Annotated in this window: 13 protein-coding genes and 1 tRNA gene; 11 read left to right on the forward strand and 3 right to left on the reverse strand. The window is 62.4% G+C overall.

The annotated features are described in order from the left end of the window. The first annotated feature begins 21 nt into the window (after window positions 1-21). The 4 genes from ACERJA_RS01080 (at window position 22) to gcvPB (ending at window position 6,880) form a co-directional block, all read left to right on the forward strand. Window positions 22-2,466 (forward strand): heavy metal translocating P-type ATPase, encoded by a 2,445-nt coding sequence (locus ACERJA_RS01080; RefSeq protein ID WP_373606496.1) that lies wholly within the window; start codon window positions 22-24, stop codon window positions 2,464-2,466. Between the two features lie 167 nt (window positions 2,467-2,633). After that, window positions 2,634-3,896, forward strand: a complete 1,263-nt coding sequence (locus tag ACERJA_RS01085) for an AI-2E family transporter (RefSeq protein ID WP_373606497.1) — start codon at window positions 2,634-2,636, stop codon at window positions 3,894-3,896. 156 nt (window positions 3,897-4,052) lie between these two features. Next, window positions 4,053-5,390 carry an aminomethyl-transferring glycine dehydrogenase subunit GcvPA gene (gene gcvPA, locus ACERJA_RS01090; protein WP_373606498.1) on the forward strand — a complete coding sequence of 446 codons (1,338 nt, stop codon included), beginning with the start codon at window positions 4,053-4,055 and terminating at the stop codon, window positions 5,388-5,390. Beyond that, complete coding sequence (gcvPB, locus tag ACERJA_RS01095) at window positions 5,387-6,880, forward strand: aminomethyl-transferring glycine dehydrogenase subunit GcvPB (RefSeq protein WP_373606499.1); 1,494 nt, start codon at window positions 5,387-5,389, stop codon at window positions 6,878-6,880. Before gcvPA ends, gcvPB begins: the two co-directional genes overlap by 4 nt. An 89-nt stretch (window positions 6,881-6,969) precedes the next feature. On the opposite strand, the gene ACERJA_RS01100 is transcribed toward gcvPB, so the two are convergent. Then, window positions 6,970-8,685 carry an inositol monophosphatase family protein gene (locus tag ACERJA_RS01100; protein WP_373606500.1) on the reverse strand — a complete coding sequence of 572 codons (1,716 nt, stop codon included), beginning with the start codon at window positions 8,683-8,685 and terminating at the stop codon, window positions 6,970-6,972. A 273-nt stretch (window positions 8,686-8,958) separates the two neighbouring features. On the opposite strand from ACERJA_RS01100, the gene ACERJA_RS01105 reads away from it, so the two are divergent. Further along, window positions 8,959-9,399: a cyclic nucleotide-binding/CBS domain-containing protein gene (locus ACERJA_RS01105; protein WP_006067819.1), complete on the forward strand. Its 441-nt coding sequence runs from the start codon at window positions 8,959-8,961 to the stop codon at window positions 9,397-9,399. Window positions 9,400-9,475: 76 nt separating this feature from the next. Here the strand turns inward: ACERJA_RS01105 and ACERJA_RS01110 are convergent, their stop codons facing one another. After that, entirely contained in the window at window positions 9,476-9,649 is a 174-nt protein-coding gene (locus tag ACERJA_RS01110; protein ID WP_169331124.1) for a hypothetical protein, read from the reverse strand. Window positions 9,650-9,777: 128 nt separating this feature from the next. On the opposite strand from ACERJA_RS01110, the gene ACERJA_RS01115 reads away from it, so the two are divergent. From ACERJA_RS01115 to ACERJA_RS01140, 6 genes are all read left to right on the forward strand, one after another. Further along, on the forward strand, window positions 9,778-10,311 hold the full coding sequence (locus tag ACERJA_RS01115) for a cob(I)yrinic acid a,c-diamide adenosyltransferase (protein ID WP_373606501.1): 534 nt from the start codon (window positions 9,778-9,780) through the stop codon (window positions 10,309-10,311). A gap of 156 nt (window positions 10,312-10,467) precedes the next feature. Beyond that, window positions 10,468-10,707 (forward strand): hypothetical protein, encoded by a 240-nt coding sequence (locus ACERJA_RS01120; protein ID WP_373606502.1) that lies wholly within the window; start codon window positions 10,468-10,470, stop codon window positions 10,705-10,707. A 71-nt stretch (window positions 10,708-10,778) separates the two neighbouring features. After that, window positions 10,779-10,853 (forward strand) — tRNA-Val (locus tag ACERJA_RS01125). Between the two features lie 409 nt (window positions 10,854-11,262). Next, window positions 11,263-12,159 carry a universal stress protein gene (locus ACERJA_RS01130; protein ID WP_373606503.1) on the forward strand — a complete coding sequence of 299 codons (897 nt, stop codon included), beginning with the start codon at window positions 11,263-11,265 and terminating at the stop codon, window positions 12,157-12,159. Window positions 12,160-12,266: 107 nt separating this feature from the next. Beyond that, window positions 12,267-12,407, forward strand: a complete 141-nt coding sequence (locus ACERJA_RS01135) for a hypothetical protein (RefSeq protein WP_373606504.1) — start codon at window positions 12,267-12,269, stop codon at window positions 12,405-12,407. Between the two features lie 75 nt (window positions 12,408-12,482). Next, the gene (locus ACERJA_RS01140) at window positions 12,483-12,944 is read left to right on the forward strand and encodes a MaoC family dehydratase (protein WP_373606505.1); all 462 of its coding nucleotides are present in this window, start codon (window positions 12,483-12,485) and stop codon (window positions 12,942-12,944) included. A gap of 54 nt (window positions 12,945-12,998) precedes the next feature. Here ACERJA_RS01140 and ACERJA_RS01145 read toward each other — a convergent pair whose 3' ends face one another. Beyond that, window positions 12,999-13,406 carry a hypothetical protein gene (locus tag ACERJA_RS01145; protein WP_373606506.1) on the reverse strand — a complete coding sequence of 136 codons (408 nt, stop codon included), beginning with the start codon at window positions 13,404-13,406 and terminating at the stop codon, window positions 12,999-13,001. Window positions 13,407-13,454: the final 48 nt, after the last annotated feature.

Below are 13,454 nucleotides of genomic sequence, written 5' to 3' on the forward strand. Positions count from 1 at the left end.
GGCACACACTCCCAAATAACGATGACGAACGACCACCCAAACGAGACTGGCTGCACGCTGTGTGATCTCCCTGTCGAGGGCAGCGGCGTGACAGACGACGGGAACGACTTCTGCTGTGTGGGCTGTCGAGATGTCTATCAGACACTCGGCGACCTCGAGGTCGACGTCGACGCCGACGATGTTCGTCGTGCTCGAGCGACTGCCGAGGACCAGCGCCACACACGAGAGGTGCCTGCTGACCACGAGGCGACGTTTCTCGAGGTTGACGGGATGCACTGTGCGACCTGTGAGGCGTTTATCGAGTCGGTGTCGCGCGATACAGACGGTGTCAGCGACGCGAGTGCGAGTTACGTCACCGACACAGTGCGAATCGACCACGATCCGGAGACGGTCTCACAGGAAGCGCTACAGGACGCGATCAGCGGCCTCGGATACAGCGCCTACGACCGCGAAGACGCGTTCAGCCGCCGAAAAGCGGACAACTGGGCGATGGGGCGGGTCGTCGTCGGTGCGCTCATGGGCATGATGGTGATGTTGCAGTATATCGTGCTTATCTACCCGATCTACTTCGGCGGGCTGTTCTACGACGATCGGACGACGGAGTTCCTCGAGGCGACGCTTGCGAGCTCGCTTGCGACGCCGTTCTATCTCGTTATCGCCGCCCTCACGACGATCGTGTTGGCCGTCACAGGAAAGCCGATCTTGCAGGGAGCGTACGTCAGTGCCCGGACCAGATCGCCGAACATGGATCTGCTCGTTGCGATCGCGGCCGTCAGCGCGTATCTCTACAGTACGCTCTCGGTCATCGTCAGCGGCCCCCACATCTACTACGATGTCACCGTCGCCATCATCGTCATCGTCTCCGTCGGGAACTATTACGAGACGACGATCAAACAGCAAGCGACCGAGCGTCTCTCGGATCTTACCTCGATTCAGGTCGACGAAGCCCGCCAGGTGCGCGACGACGGGAGCCACGACGATGTCGCTGTTGCCGACCTCGAGGCGGACGATCGCGTGCTGGTTCGGGCCGGTGAGCGGATCCCTGTCGACGGCGACGTCGTCGATGGCGAGGCCGCGGTCGACGAGGCAGTTATTACGGGCGAGTCACTGCCGGTCGGGAAGACCCCCGGTGACGCCGTCGTCGGTGGCTCAATGGTCGCCGACGGTGCAGTCACCGTCCGCGTCGGGGAGAACGCAACCAGCAGTCTCGATCGCATCACCGAACTCGTCTGGGACCTTCAGAGTGGCACCCACGGCATCCAGAAACTCGCGGACAAGCTGGCGACGATTTTCGTCCCGCTTGTGCTCGTGCTGTCGATCGTTGTCACAACGCTGTATCTTGCCGTTGGCTACGGGGTGGCCGCTGCGTTGCTCATCGGTCTGACGGTGTTGATCGTCTCCTGTCCGTGTGCACTCGGGCTGGCGACGCCGCTTGCGGTCGCAGCTGGCGTTCGAGATGCCTTGGAGCGCTCGATCGTCGTCTTCGACGACAGCGTCTTCGAGCGCATCCGCACCGCGGACACCGTCGTCTTCGACAAGACGGGGACGCTGACGACCGGCGAGATGACCGTCGTCGAGACCGACTGTGAGGACGACCTCAAGGCGCAGGCGGCGCTGCTCGAGGCCCAGTCCGCCCATCCAGTCGGGCAGGCGATCGCCGCCGATCGACCGGTCACCGACGGGGGCTCGCTCGAGGAGACAGCGACGGAGTCGGCCACAGAGAACGACCGTGTGACGGCGTTTGAGTCCCACCGAAACGGCGTCAGCGGTGTTGTCGACGGCGAAGAACTCATCGTCGGCCATCCGGACCTCTTCACCGACCGTGGCTGGACAGTGCCCGACGAGATTGCCACACGGATCGACGACGGTCGACAGACGGGGCAGGTCCCGGTCGCCGTGGGCCGGAACGGGACTGCCGAGGGCGTCATCGTCGTCGGTGACGAACTCCGCGGAGAGTGGGCCGAGACGCTGACAGCGATTTCGGAGACCGACACCGACGTCGTCATCCTCACTGGTGACGACGCGAAAGCTGCGAGTCGCTTCCGTGAGCACCCATCCGTCGATCAGGTGTTTGCGGGTGTGCCACCGGAGGGGAAAGCCGAGACTGTCGAGCGACTCAAAGAACGCGGCCAGACAGTCATGATCGGCGACGGGACCAACGACGCGCCAGCGCTCGCGGCCGCCGACCTGGGAATCGCACTCGGCGGTGGCACCGCGATGGCCGCCGACGCAGCCGACGTCGCCCTCGTTGACGACAACCTGGGCTCGGTCGACACCGTTTTCGAACTCGCTCGAGCCACTGATCGACGCGTCAAAGGCAACATCGGCTGGGCGTTCTGTTACAACGCGATTGCGATCCCACTCGCCGTGACGGGACTGCTCAATCCGTTGTTCGCGGCCCTCGCGATGGGGGCGAGCAGCCTACTGGTCGTCACGAACTCCTCGCGGCCGTTGCTCGACGACTGAGAGATCTGCTGTCCCGCTATCCCGGTCCAATCGCGAACCACCGGCACTGACTGCCAGCATCCGTATGACGTGGAGCATCCACCTCATGGGCAACACAGCCTTCAGCCGGGTTGATGAACTGCAACCAGTCAGTGGACTAATGCGTTAGCACAGCCATAGTGTCGGATATGTCCGACCGGTCCGATGCGTCGGGGTGGCTTTCCGAGGGGCGGGCGTTGACCGTCCTTGCGCTGGTCAGCGTCGCACTCGCCGCCGTCATCATCTTGCCCTATCTCCAGTACGTCCTCCTCGGAGTCGTCCTCGCGTACATTCTGGAACCGGCACAGCGGCGCCTCGAGCGCGTCGTCAGACCGATGACTGCTGCGCTCACACTCGTCGTCGTCGCCATCCTTACGATCCTCCTACCGGTTGCGTACGTGCTCGCAATCGCGCTCCGGCAGGCCCTCGAACTCGTCGGCGCGGTCCAGGATGGGAGATTAGATATCGACGACATCGAGGCGCAACTCGAGGAAACGGGTGTCGACGTCGATCTGGTAGAGATGTATGGCGTCTATCAGGAGCCGATCGCAGCCGGGTTACAGGGGCTTGCGACCAGTGGAATCGAGTTCGTCAGTGGGCTTCCGGGCATTCTTATCGGGATTACGGTGACGCTGTTCGTGCTCTTTGCGCTGTTGCGAGACGGCAACCGGCTCGTCGCATGGATCCAGACGGTCGTCCCGATCGACGACGAGATCCAACGAGAGCTGCTCGCGGAACTGGACCAGCTTATGTGGGCCTCCGTGATCGGCAACGTCGGTGTCGCAGCCATTCAGGCGGTGTTGCTTGGCGTCGGGCTGGCTGTGCTTGGCGTCCCCGCCGTTGTCTTGCTCACCGTTGGGACGTTCGTCTTCGCGTTGCTCCCACTGATCGGTGCGTTCGGAATCTGGCTCCCGGTTACGGTCTACCTGCTCGCCGTCGGTGAGTTCATCCCCGCGGCGGCGCTCGTCGTCTACGGCTCGTTGGTCAGTGCCTCCGACACCTATCTGCGGCCCGCGCTGATCGGCCGAACCAGTGCGTTCAACTCCGCAATCATCGTTGTCGGAATCTTCGGTGGTCTCATCGTCTTCGGCGCAGTCGGGCTGTTCATCGGCCCCGTCGTCCTCGGCGGCGCGAAAGTCACCCTCGACGTGGTCGCTCGAGAACAAGCAAAAAAAGACTCTGTCTTAGCGGCGGACAGTTCGGCCGACGACGCTGCTGTCGACACTGACACAGAAACCGGTGTTCAAGAAGCACCAGATCGAGAGACAGACACAGCGGCTGACGACGGGCAAGCGCCATCCCCCGACACGACCGAGGAGGAGACAGCTGAAAAAGCGGTGTCCGAGCCGAACGCGGAGACAGATGCTGAGACCGAACCCGATTCCGATTCCGACACCGACACTCGGTCGTAGCCACTGTGTGTCGGTCAACGGCTCGATACGACCGCCGCCGAAGGGGTGCGTTCATTACCCTATGACCACTACGCACACGTATCATGCCTCGACTCGACTCGAGCAGGCGGCACAGACGTCTCTCGTCTGGTTCGGTCGGTCGGGGCCAGTACTACTATGCACGGATCTGACGCCACCGGGAGTCCATACGCTCCCCACACTACCGAGGAACGCTCACGGATGCTCGAGGCCATCGGCGTCGAGACGGTCGACGACCTCTTCGACATTCCGACAGCCGTCGAGTTCGACGATGCGTTCGGTATCGATTCCCGATCAGAACAGGAGACGAGACGACTGGTACGCTCGGTTCTGGGTCGCAACGACACGCTGACGGAGCTGTTGGGTCGTGGCCACTACGGCTACTACATTCCGTCGCTGGTCAACCACCTCGCGGACCGCTCGGAGTTTCTGACCTCCTACACGCAGTATCAGCCCGAAGTCTCGCAGGGCTTTCTGCAGGTTCTCTTCGAGTACCAGTCGCTGCTAGTCGAGTTGACCGGTCTCGAGATTGCCAACTGCTCGATGTATGACGCGGCGACGGCACTCGGGGAAGCCGCAACCCTTGCCGAGCGCGTTCGGGAAACAAGCGGCCACCGCGTGCTCGTTCCCGACCGCCTGCTCGAGGGCCGGCGCTCGACGCTCGAGAACTACGTCGCCGGGACGGATCTCGTCGTCGAAGAGTACCCCCTCGATGACGGTGTCGTCGACCTCGAAGCTCTCGAAGAGCTGGTCGACGAGGACGTCGTCATGCTCTACGCGGAGAACCCGACGGTTCGCGGAACGATCGAAGAGGGACTCGAGTCGATCGGCGAACTCGCGACGGCCCACGACGCGCTGTACGTCCTCGGCTCGGACCCGATCGCACTCTCGTTGCTCCAGCGACCGGCAGATGTCGGTGCCGATGTCGTCGTTGGCGACGCGAGTGTGCTCGGGCTGCCGACCAGCTACGGAATGGGGCTCGGCCTGTTCGCGACGCGCGAGGATTTCCTCCGGCAGGTCCCCGGCCGACTGGTCGGGGCCAGCGAGGACGCGACCGACCGACGTGCGTACACGCTCACCTTACAGACTCGCGAACAGCACATTCGCCGAGAACGTGCAACGAGTAACATCTGTACGAATCAGGCGTGGGTTGCGCTCCGAACCGCGATTCACGCCGCGTCGCTTGGGCCACACGGGATGGTCGACCTCGCAAAACGTGGCGTGACCCGTGCCGAGGATCTTGCGGAGCGACTCGACGAGGAGACCGGTGTCACGGCCCCAGTCCACGACCGGCGTCACTTCCGCGAGTTCGTCGCCCACGTCGACCAGCCCGCAGCCCCGATCGCCGACGACCTCGAGCACCGTGGCTTTGCGGTCCACGTCGTCGGCGATCACCAGATACAGATCTGTGTCGCCGGCGTCTCGGACGCGAAGATCGATCAGTTCGTCGCCGCGTTCAGAGAGGTGGTACAATGACCGACAACCCAGACGCGAAGACCGGCGAGACCGCACAGGTCCGCTACGATCAGGCTCGCTACGTCGAGAACGGCCAGTACGAGCCGCTGCTCGCCGAGAAAGATCTCACCCGCGTCGAGGTCGGCGGCGACGATGACGACTCGCCGCTGCCAGACGACCTCACGCGTGACAGCCTCGAGTTACCCGAACTCTCCGAGCCCGAACTGGCGCGCCACTACACGCGCCTCTCCCAGATGATTTACGGGATCGACAGCGGCCCGTACCCGCTTGGCTCGTGTACGATGAAGTACAACCCCAAGTTCACCGAGGACGTGGCGGCGCTGCCGAGTGCGGCCGTCCATCCGGACCGCTCGGAGCGCTCGACACAGGGGAGCCTCGAGCTTATGTACCACCTTCAGGACTATCTGGGCCGAATCGGCGGGATGGACGCCGTCACGCTCCAGCCACCTGCGGGTGCAGCCGGCGAGTTCGTCGGCATCCGCGTCGCCGCGGCCTACCACGAGCACAACGGCGAGGGCCACCGCGACGAGGTCATCATCCCTGACAGCGCCCACGGGACGAACTTCGCGACCGCCGCGCTGGGCGGCTACGACGTCGTCTCCTTGCCGAGTGACGACGAGGGACGGGTCGACCTCGAGGCGCTCGAGGCTGCCCTCTCGGAGAAGACGGCCGCATTGATGCTGACGAATCCGAACACGCTCGGCCTGTTCGAACGCGACATCACCGAAATCGCAGAGATGGTCCACGACGTCGGCGGGTTGCTCTACTACGACGGCGCGAATCTGAATGCCCTCCTCGGCCGCGCTCGACCGGGCGATATGGGCTTCGACGTGATGCACTACAACGTCCACAAGACGTTCGCGACGCCTCACGGTGGCGGCGGCCCCGGCGCCGGCCCAGTCGGTGTCGTCTCCGAACTCGCCCCGTTCCTGCCGTCACCCCGCGTTCGTGTACTCGAGGACGACTCGAGTGCAAGCGAGCCAACCTACGAACTGTTCGAGCCCGACCACACCATCGGTAAGGTGCACGGTTTCCAGGGCAACTGGCTCGTCCTCGTCAAGACCTTCGCCTACATCGCGCGACTGGGCGACGACGGACTCACTGACGCCAGCGCGAAAGCCGTCCTGAACGCGAACTATCTCGCGAGTCAACTCGAGTACGACGTTCCCTACGAGCCGTTCCACCACGAGTTCGTCGCCAGCGCCGGCGAGCAAGACGCCGCCGACGTTGCCAAACGCATGCTCGATTACGGCGTCCACCCACCGACGACCAAGTGGCCCGAAATCGTCCCCGAGGCGCTGATGACCGAGCCGACGGAAGTCGAAAGTAAGGCCACGCTGGATCGCCTCGCCGCCGCGTTCAACGCCGTCGCCGACGAAGATGACGAGGCGCTCGAGGCTGCCCCTGGCCGAACGACCGCGCGCCGGATCGACCAGACCAGCGCCGCTCGCAACCCGCGGCTGTCCTGGCACGCGCTCGAGGACGAGTAATCGCGTCGCTGGACTCGATCCGTCTTTGGAGTCTTTGGTTTCAGCCTGTTGGATCGTTCGACGGTGATTCGGAGCCGTTTTTCAGGTCGTCACTTCGCTGGCGTCGTGAGCCCGTCTTCTAAATGCTCGAGCAAGGCGGGATGGAGCGAGCCGTTCGAACCGAGCAGCGCCCGTCGCTCGTCAGTCTCGAGGGTGAACTCGAAGGGGGCGCCCGATTCGTCGGTGATCGTTGCGCCGGCGGCACGGGCGATGATGAGACCGGCCGCGATATCCCAGGGGTGTGTGTCGTGTTCCCAGATCGCATCAGCGCTGCCGCTGGCGAGATAACAGAGATTGAGCGCGGCCGAGCCGAGCCGTCGGACGCCGCGTGACTCCTGGTAAAAATGTGAGAGGAAGATACCGTCGGGGTCGTAGCCCGAAATGAGCATGCTTTCGTCGAGTCGCTCCCGGTCGGTGGTCCGGATCGGATCGCCGTCACGCCAGGCACCCTCGCCCGCGATTGCGGTGAACAACTCGTCGGTCTCGGGGACGTAGACGACCCCCATCACCGGCCTGTCGTCTTCGATCAGTGCGACCGAAATCGAGTAGTTGGGGTTGCCGTGTGCGAAGTTCCCGGTGCCGTCGAGTGGATCGATGACCCACAGATAGTCCGCATCCTCGCCGGTCTGGCGGGTGCTCTCTTCGGAGAAGATCGCATGGTCTGGAAACTCGTTGCCAACGGCGGTCGTGATGATCCGGTCGGCCTGGTGGTCGGCCTCGGTGACGATGTCTGATTTGTTGCTTTTCACATCGACCGATTCGACCTGCCCGTGGAGTTCTCGTAGCGGCTCGCCGGCAGCTCTGGCGGCTTCCGTGGCGACCGTGAGCGCATGTTTGACGGTGTCCGTCTCGCTGTCCGCTGCAGTCGGTTTCGGGGATGACGTTGTCTCGAGTTTCTTCTCGGGTGGCACCGCTGCCTCCCGGAGATTCCAGCCCAGTTTCTTCGTGATCGCTGTAAAGAAGTGGTCGTCGTAGCTCGTTCGAACGACGTGGGCGCGTTTTGCAGCTCCTGTGATCGTCATCTCGTCGTCCTCGCTCAAGATCGTGTGGGCGCGGCCGCCGTCAACCAGCAGACTGGCCTGTCCTCTCGTGATAATTCGCAGTTCCGTCTCGGGAGAGACGACGATCGGTCTGACGCCGAGATTGTGCGTATGCAGCGGGACGATCTGGAGGGTGTGATTGTTCACCGGGTAGTGGACCGGGCCGTTCGCCGATAGCGAGATCCCCGTCGAGCCAGTCGGCGTCGAGACGGCAAGCCCCGTTCCCTCGAACTCACCGATATACTCGTTGTCCACATAGACGTCGAGTCGCGCCACCTTCCGGTCGATGGGGTTCTCCGGGGGCACCTGCTGGATCATGACATCGTTGATTCCCGTCGCGTCCACGCCGGGCGCAGTGACGTGGACCTGCTGGCGGCTGTCGACTGCGGCTCGCCCGCACAACACCTCCTCGAGGGCGTCCTCGAGGTCTTCGGGCTCGACACGAGCCAGAAACGCGAGCGTGCCCGTGTTGACCCCCAGCTGTGGAATATTCCGCGGCGCGAACGTTTTGACACCTTCCAGAAAGGTCCCGTCACCGCCGAGGGTTACGCCAAGGGTGGCACGGTTTTCGTTGTACACCTTCCCGACATCGTCGCCGACATCGACGCTCGAGAGGCCGATATCGTGCTTGGCGGTCCAGTCAGTGAGTGTCTCGAGCGGCCCCTCACTGTCGGGACTGACGATCGCGATGATTTCGTCCGTCGTTGCCAGTCTGCGCCCTTGCATACGTAGTTTCCTAGCAGTCGTACCTGTTTATGCGTTCGCCGTGATTCGACGCGTGAAGACGCTGGTGTCAAACCGTGAGCAGGGCAGTTCTCATCGCCACTGACCGTTACTGCACACCTGCTCGAGACCGGCTATACGATGGGCATATCCATTCAGCCGTTGCTCTATCCCCACGAGACTCCGGACTAGAGCGGCTCGGGTCGAGCGTTAAACGCGGTACCGCAGCCGTGGAACCAGGGGAACACTTGTGTCGCTCAGCGATGACATGTGCGTATGGCCGTCATCGATATCGCCCGTGGGACTGTCGTTACTGTCGAACCGGACGCGACGCTTTCAGACGTGGTCCAGACGATGCGAACCGAGCAGGTCGGGAGCGTAATCGTTGTCTCGGCGGACGAACCGCTCGGCCTCGTCTCCGATCGAGACCTCGCGTTCGAGGTCCTCGCTGAGAACGGGGCCACAAGAGAGACGCCAGTCGCCGAAATCGTCTCCGAGGATTTCCTGACGGTGCCCGCCGACGCGGGCGTCTACGATCTCGTCGACCTCATGTCCACCAAAGGCGTTCGTCGACTCCCCGTGGTCGACGACGGCGACCTCGTCGGCATCGTGTCGCTTTCCGATGTCGTCGTCTTGCTCGGTATGGAGCTCCAACACGTCGCAAACACGATCCGTGCAGTCTCGCCAGCCTACGAACGGTCCACGATGGATCGGTAGTGTGCGTGTCGACTCGAGAGCTCGACTCTGTAACTCTCGCTCGAGTCGACGGGAAAATGGGTGCAGTCGCAGTCCGTTACGCGCTCGAGTCGACGGCCGTCCCGTTGTCGCTGATCTGAACGAAGCCGTAGTCACACTCTGGACAGTGCCATTTGACCTTCTCGCCGAGGTGCAACGTCGTGCTCGCGGCGCGGTAGAACGTCGCCTCAGTCTCACAGTCCGGACAGTAGTGCTCGAGTTCCATAGCCATGGTCGGGTGTTGCGTACGGTGTGTGTTGAAGATACTGATTCCGGCATCCGTTGTCGGACCACCGATGAGGCAGCGATCACACAACCCGCCTGACAGAAGTTAAGTACTCTCCGTCCGTCGAACTGGGTATGTCGATCTACACAGGTCGTGGCGACGAGGGGAAGACCGACCTCCGAGATATGACCCGGGTCTCGAAATCGAGTGCCCGCATCGAAGCGTACGGTACCGTCGACGAACTCAACGCCCTCATCGGCACGATTCGACCGACCGACCACGACGACATCAACGAGCGACTGCGGACGATCCAGAACCAGCTCCACGTCGTTCTGGCGGATTTCGCCAACCCCGACCCCGACGAAGACGACCCCGTCGTCCGCGCCGAACACGTCGACACCATCGAGGGGTGGATCGACGAGTACGACGAGGAACTCGAGCCACTGACCTCGTTTATTCTGCCGACTGGCAGTGAACACGGCGCGAAACTCCACCACGCCCGGACGGTCTGCCGACGCGCCGAACGGCGGGCAGTCTCGTTGGCCAACGAGGAACCGATCAACGAACAAGCCGTCCAGTACTTGAACCGTCTCTCTGACGGCCTGTTCACCCTCGCTCGTGTCGTGAACAAACGCGACGGCGAGCGCGAAGAACAGCCACAGTACTGAGACGAACCGCTGTTATCCACGTCTTTTGTCTGCGGTCCTCGAGGCCGACCGATAACGGTTCAGCCACCGGTCTGCGTGTCGAAGCCGTCCCGAGCCGCTTTCTGTCGTCTGCGAAAGGGCTATATTCGCTGGTCGCCTCCAGACTGTCTGAGAGTCATGAACAAACACTTCCACGACAGCCTCTACTACGCCAAGCGAGCCGGCAAACACGCAACACTCGGCGTCCGTGAAACCCTCCGGCCCCACCTGACCGCGCTTCGAGTTCGGCTGGGACGGGAGCCAGCCCCAGAGCCGGATCGTCTCGAGGGCGTTCGAACGGGTCTCGGGCGGCTCGAACAGACCACCGAACGACGCGTGCGCAGCGTTGGCAGCGCGCTCGAGCGCCGCGTTCGGTAATGGGTCGGACGGGGCTGTCGACGACCGATGAAAGGAAGTCTTAAGTCGAACGCCCGGGAATCATTTCGTGCGGGTTGGTGATCTAGTCCGGTTATGATACCTCCTTCACACGGAGGAAGTCGGCAGTTCAAATCTGCCCCAACCCACTAATTTTGCTGCGAGCAAATCCGCGAGCAGCAAATTCGTTCCGTTTGGGCAGTTTGAACCAGACGAGTCGCGCACAGCGAACGGACGTGAGCGAGCACGTCTCGGCGTGGTTCAAATCTGTCCCAACCCAGCGGAGACTTCCCGTAACGAACTATGGGATAACAGAGAGGAGTGATATTTAGCTGCTCGAGGTACAGTTCCGTTTGCCGTCCCGAATCTGCTGGGAGTGTCCTAAATCGAAATAGTACTCGGACAAGCTCAAACACAGTACAACAAACGAGATCAAGCGCCGTTCATACAGAGACAGCGCGTTAGCCGTGGGTATCTGACTACGGCACCAGTTTGTGGGTTTGACTGTCTTCAAATGTTATCCAAGCATATTCATCTCCATGGCACATAATACCAATCATGGCGACGGCATCGGAAGAACGGCCGGTACTGGTTGCAGTCGAGAACCCCGAGCACGCCGAGCAGTTGGCTCGGACGGCCGGTGATCTCGCTCGAGCGACCGATGGTGTCGTACAAATCGTCTCGGTGGTGGTCAAGTCCCACGAATCGCCGTTTTCGGTGTACACTGACGACGCGATTATCGAGCAGTACTCGGGCGACGCACAGGAGACGCTGGATCGAGCAACCAGCGTCGCGCCCAAGGACGTGACGGTCACCGGCGAGTTGGTGGTCGGCAACTCGGTGTCCGATGGCCTCCTGACAGCGATCGAACGGACTGACGCGCGGGCGCTCGTGGTCGGCTGGCAGGAGCGCCGTGGGCGGACCGACGCGGTGCTCGGGACGACCGTGGATCGCTTACTCGAGCGAGCGTCCTGTGATCTCTACGTCGAACGGATCGGCAGCGAGGCAAACGGCGTCGACTCGATCCTGCTGCCGGTCGCTGGCGGCCCGCACGTTCGTCCGGCAGCCACCATCGCAAAGGCGATCGCCGCTCGCAACGACGCCACGGTGACCGTCGCCTCCGTTGCTGGCGCCGACGTCAGTACTGACGTCGCACAGGAGTCGACCGTCGATGCACAGTTAGCGCTCGAGGAGACCCCGGGGCCGAGTGTCAACGTGCAGATACGGCTCCACGACAGCGACGACATTGTCGGGACGCTCGTCGACGAAGTGGCCAACCATGACGTCCTGGTGTTCGGTGCGACACGCCAGGGGGCATTGCATCGCCGTCTCGTTGGGTCGATCCCACGGACTGTTATCAAACGAACCGATCGGACGGTGATCCTTGCTCGAGCCGGTGATGCTGTCGGCGGGCCAGTGCTTCGACAACTGCAGCGGCTCAGAAACCTCCCGTAACTGTGTCTGTCAAAGCACAAGCGAGTCCAGCACTGGTGGGCGGTACACCGAGACAGGTTTCACGATCAAGATGAACGATTAAGGATTATCCCGACGTAGGGCTAGATATGGCATACCAACTGCGCTGTGATAGCTGTGACCTCGAGCGCGAGTGCCCCGACTGGCCAACGGCAAACAGAGACGCCAGTGCCCACGAGGCGGAGTATCCCGACCACTGGGTGAGTATCTACGATCTACAGGAAGCCTGAATCCGGATACCACCACGCTGCCGTCGGGTTTCGCCGTCCATAGACTCTTGTTCGCGTGCGACACAGTTGTAACAGATGCAGTACTACGAAGACATCGAAATCGGCGCTGTTGACGAGTTCGGTGAGTATCACGTCACGAAAGACGAACTCGTCGAGTTCGCCGAGCAGTACGACCCACAGCCGTTTCACGTCGACGAGGAGGCTGCCACTGACTCCGCGTTCGGTGAACTCATCGCGTCCGGGTGGCATACCGCATCGATCTGCATGCGGTTGCTCGTCGACGGTGCGCTCAACGAACAGGCCGGCATGGGTGCCCGTGGCGTCGACGAACTCCGCTGGAAACAGCCCGTCACGCCGGGCGATACGCTGTCGGTTCGGACAGAAGTCGTCGACAAACGCGTCTCCGAGAGCGATCCCAAGCGGGGGTACGTCGACACCCGTCTCGAGGGCCTCAATCAGGACGGAGACGTCGTCATTTCGTGGCTCGCACACGCGATGATCGAGCGACGGAATCCTGCCGAGTACAGTAATAACTGAAAGTCAGTGGCTACTATAGCTCACGGCGGTGTGGGCAGCCGATTGACTCGAGAGCTATGCAGTTGTCTCCACATCGAGCGCGGCGGCGAGAATCGCGGTCTGAACCGTCCGCAGGTCGGTTTCCTGAATAGTTGCGGCGGCCCGGAAGCGCTCGCGAACCTCGGTCACGGTCTGCGGGGTGGCAGCGAGATGGACGAGGGTGAACGCATCAGGCGCGACGGCTGCAGCGGACTCGAAGTCGGCTCGGTCGTAGAGGTCGGTAAACGACGCGCGGATGTCCGCGACGAGTGCAGCTGTCACCTCGCCACCGGGGTCACCGGCAGGCACTGAATCCATACTGTCATCGAAGTACGTTTCGGGGTCGACGACGCCCGCTTCGTCGTAGAGTGTGTCAGCGAGTGCGTCGGCGACTGGCCCCGAAACGTACACGCCGAACAATTTGTATTGGTCGCCGCCAGTCATACCCGACAGTTTGAGGCCGACATATAAAAAAGGACGAGCGGCGCCTGT

Source organism: Natronorubrum sp. A-ect3 (assembly GCF_041821125.1).
GTDB classification, from domain to species: domain Archaea; phylum Halobacteriota; class Halobacteria; order Halobacteriales; family Natrialbaceae; genus Natronorubrum; species Natronorubrum bangense.

What these genes read in the sequence shown, in the direction of transcription:
- ACERJA_RS01080 (WP_373606496.1), top strand. Translation starts at nt 22, where the DNA reads ATGACGAACGACCACCCAAACGAGACTGGCTGCACGCTGTGTGATCTC.
- ACERJA_RS01085 (WP_373606497.1), top strand. Translation starts at nt 2,634, where the DNA reads ATGTCCGACCGGTCCGATGCGTCGGGGTGGCTTTCCGAGGGGCGGGCG.
- gcvPA (WP_373606498.1), top strand. Translation starts at nt 4,053, where the DNA reads ATGCACGGATCTGACGCCACCGGGAGTCCATACGCTCCCCACACTACC.
- gcvPB (WP_373606499.1), top strand. Translation starts at nt 5,387, where the DNA reads ATGACCGACAACCCAGACGCGAAGACCGGCGAGACCGCACAGGTCCGC.
- ACERJA_RS01100 (WP_373606500.1), bottom strand. Translation starts at nt 8,685, where the DNA reads ATGCAAGGGCGCAGACTGGCAACGACGGACGAAATCATCGCGATCGTC.
- ACERJA_RS01105 (WP_006067819.1), top strand. Translation starts at nt 8,959, where the DNA reads ATGGCCGTCATCGATATCGCCCGTGGGACTGTCGTTACTGTCGAACCG.
- ACERJA_RS01110 (WP_169331124.1), bottom strand. Translation starts at nt 9,649, where the DNA reads ATGGCTATGGAACTCGAGCACTACTGTCCGGACTGTGAGACTGAGGCG.
- ACERJA_RS01115 (WP_373606501.1), top strand. Translation starts at nt 9,778, where the DNA reads ATGTCGATCTACACAGGTCGTGGCGACGAGGGGAAGACCGACCTCCGA.
- ACERJA_RS01120 (WP_373606502.1), top strand. Translation starts at nt 10,468, where the DNA reads ATGAACAAACACTTCCACGACAGCCTCTACTACGCCAAGCGAGCCGGC.
- ACERJA_RS01130 (WP_373606503.1), top strand. Translation starts at nt 11,263, where the DNA reads ATGGCGACGGCATCGGAAGAACGGCCGGTACTGGTTGCAGTCGAGAAC.
- ACERJA_RS01135 (WP_373606504.1), top strand. Translation starts at nt 12,267, where the DNA reads ATGGCATACCAACTGCGCTGTGATAGCTGTGACCTCGAGCGCGAGTGC.
- ACERJA_RS01140 (WP_373606505.1), top strand. Translation starts at nt 12,483, where the DNA reads ATGCAGTACTACGAAGACATCGAAATCGGCGCTGTTGACGAGTTCGGT.
- ACERJA_RS01145 (WP_373606506.1), bottom strand. Translation starts at nt 13,406, where the DNA reads ATGACTGGCGGCGACCAATACAAATTGTTCGGCGTGTACGTTTCGGGG.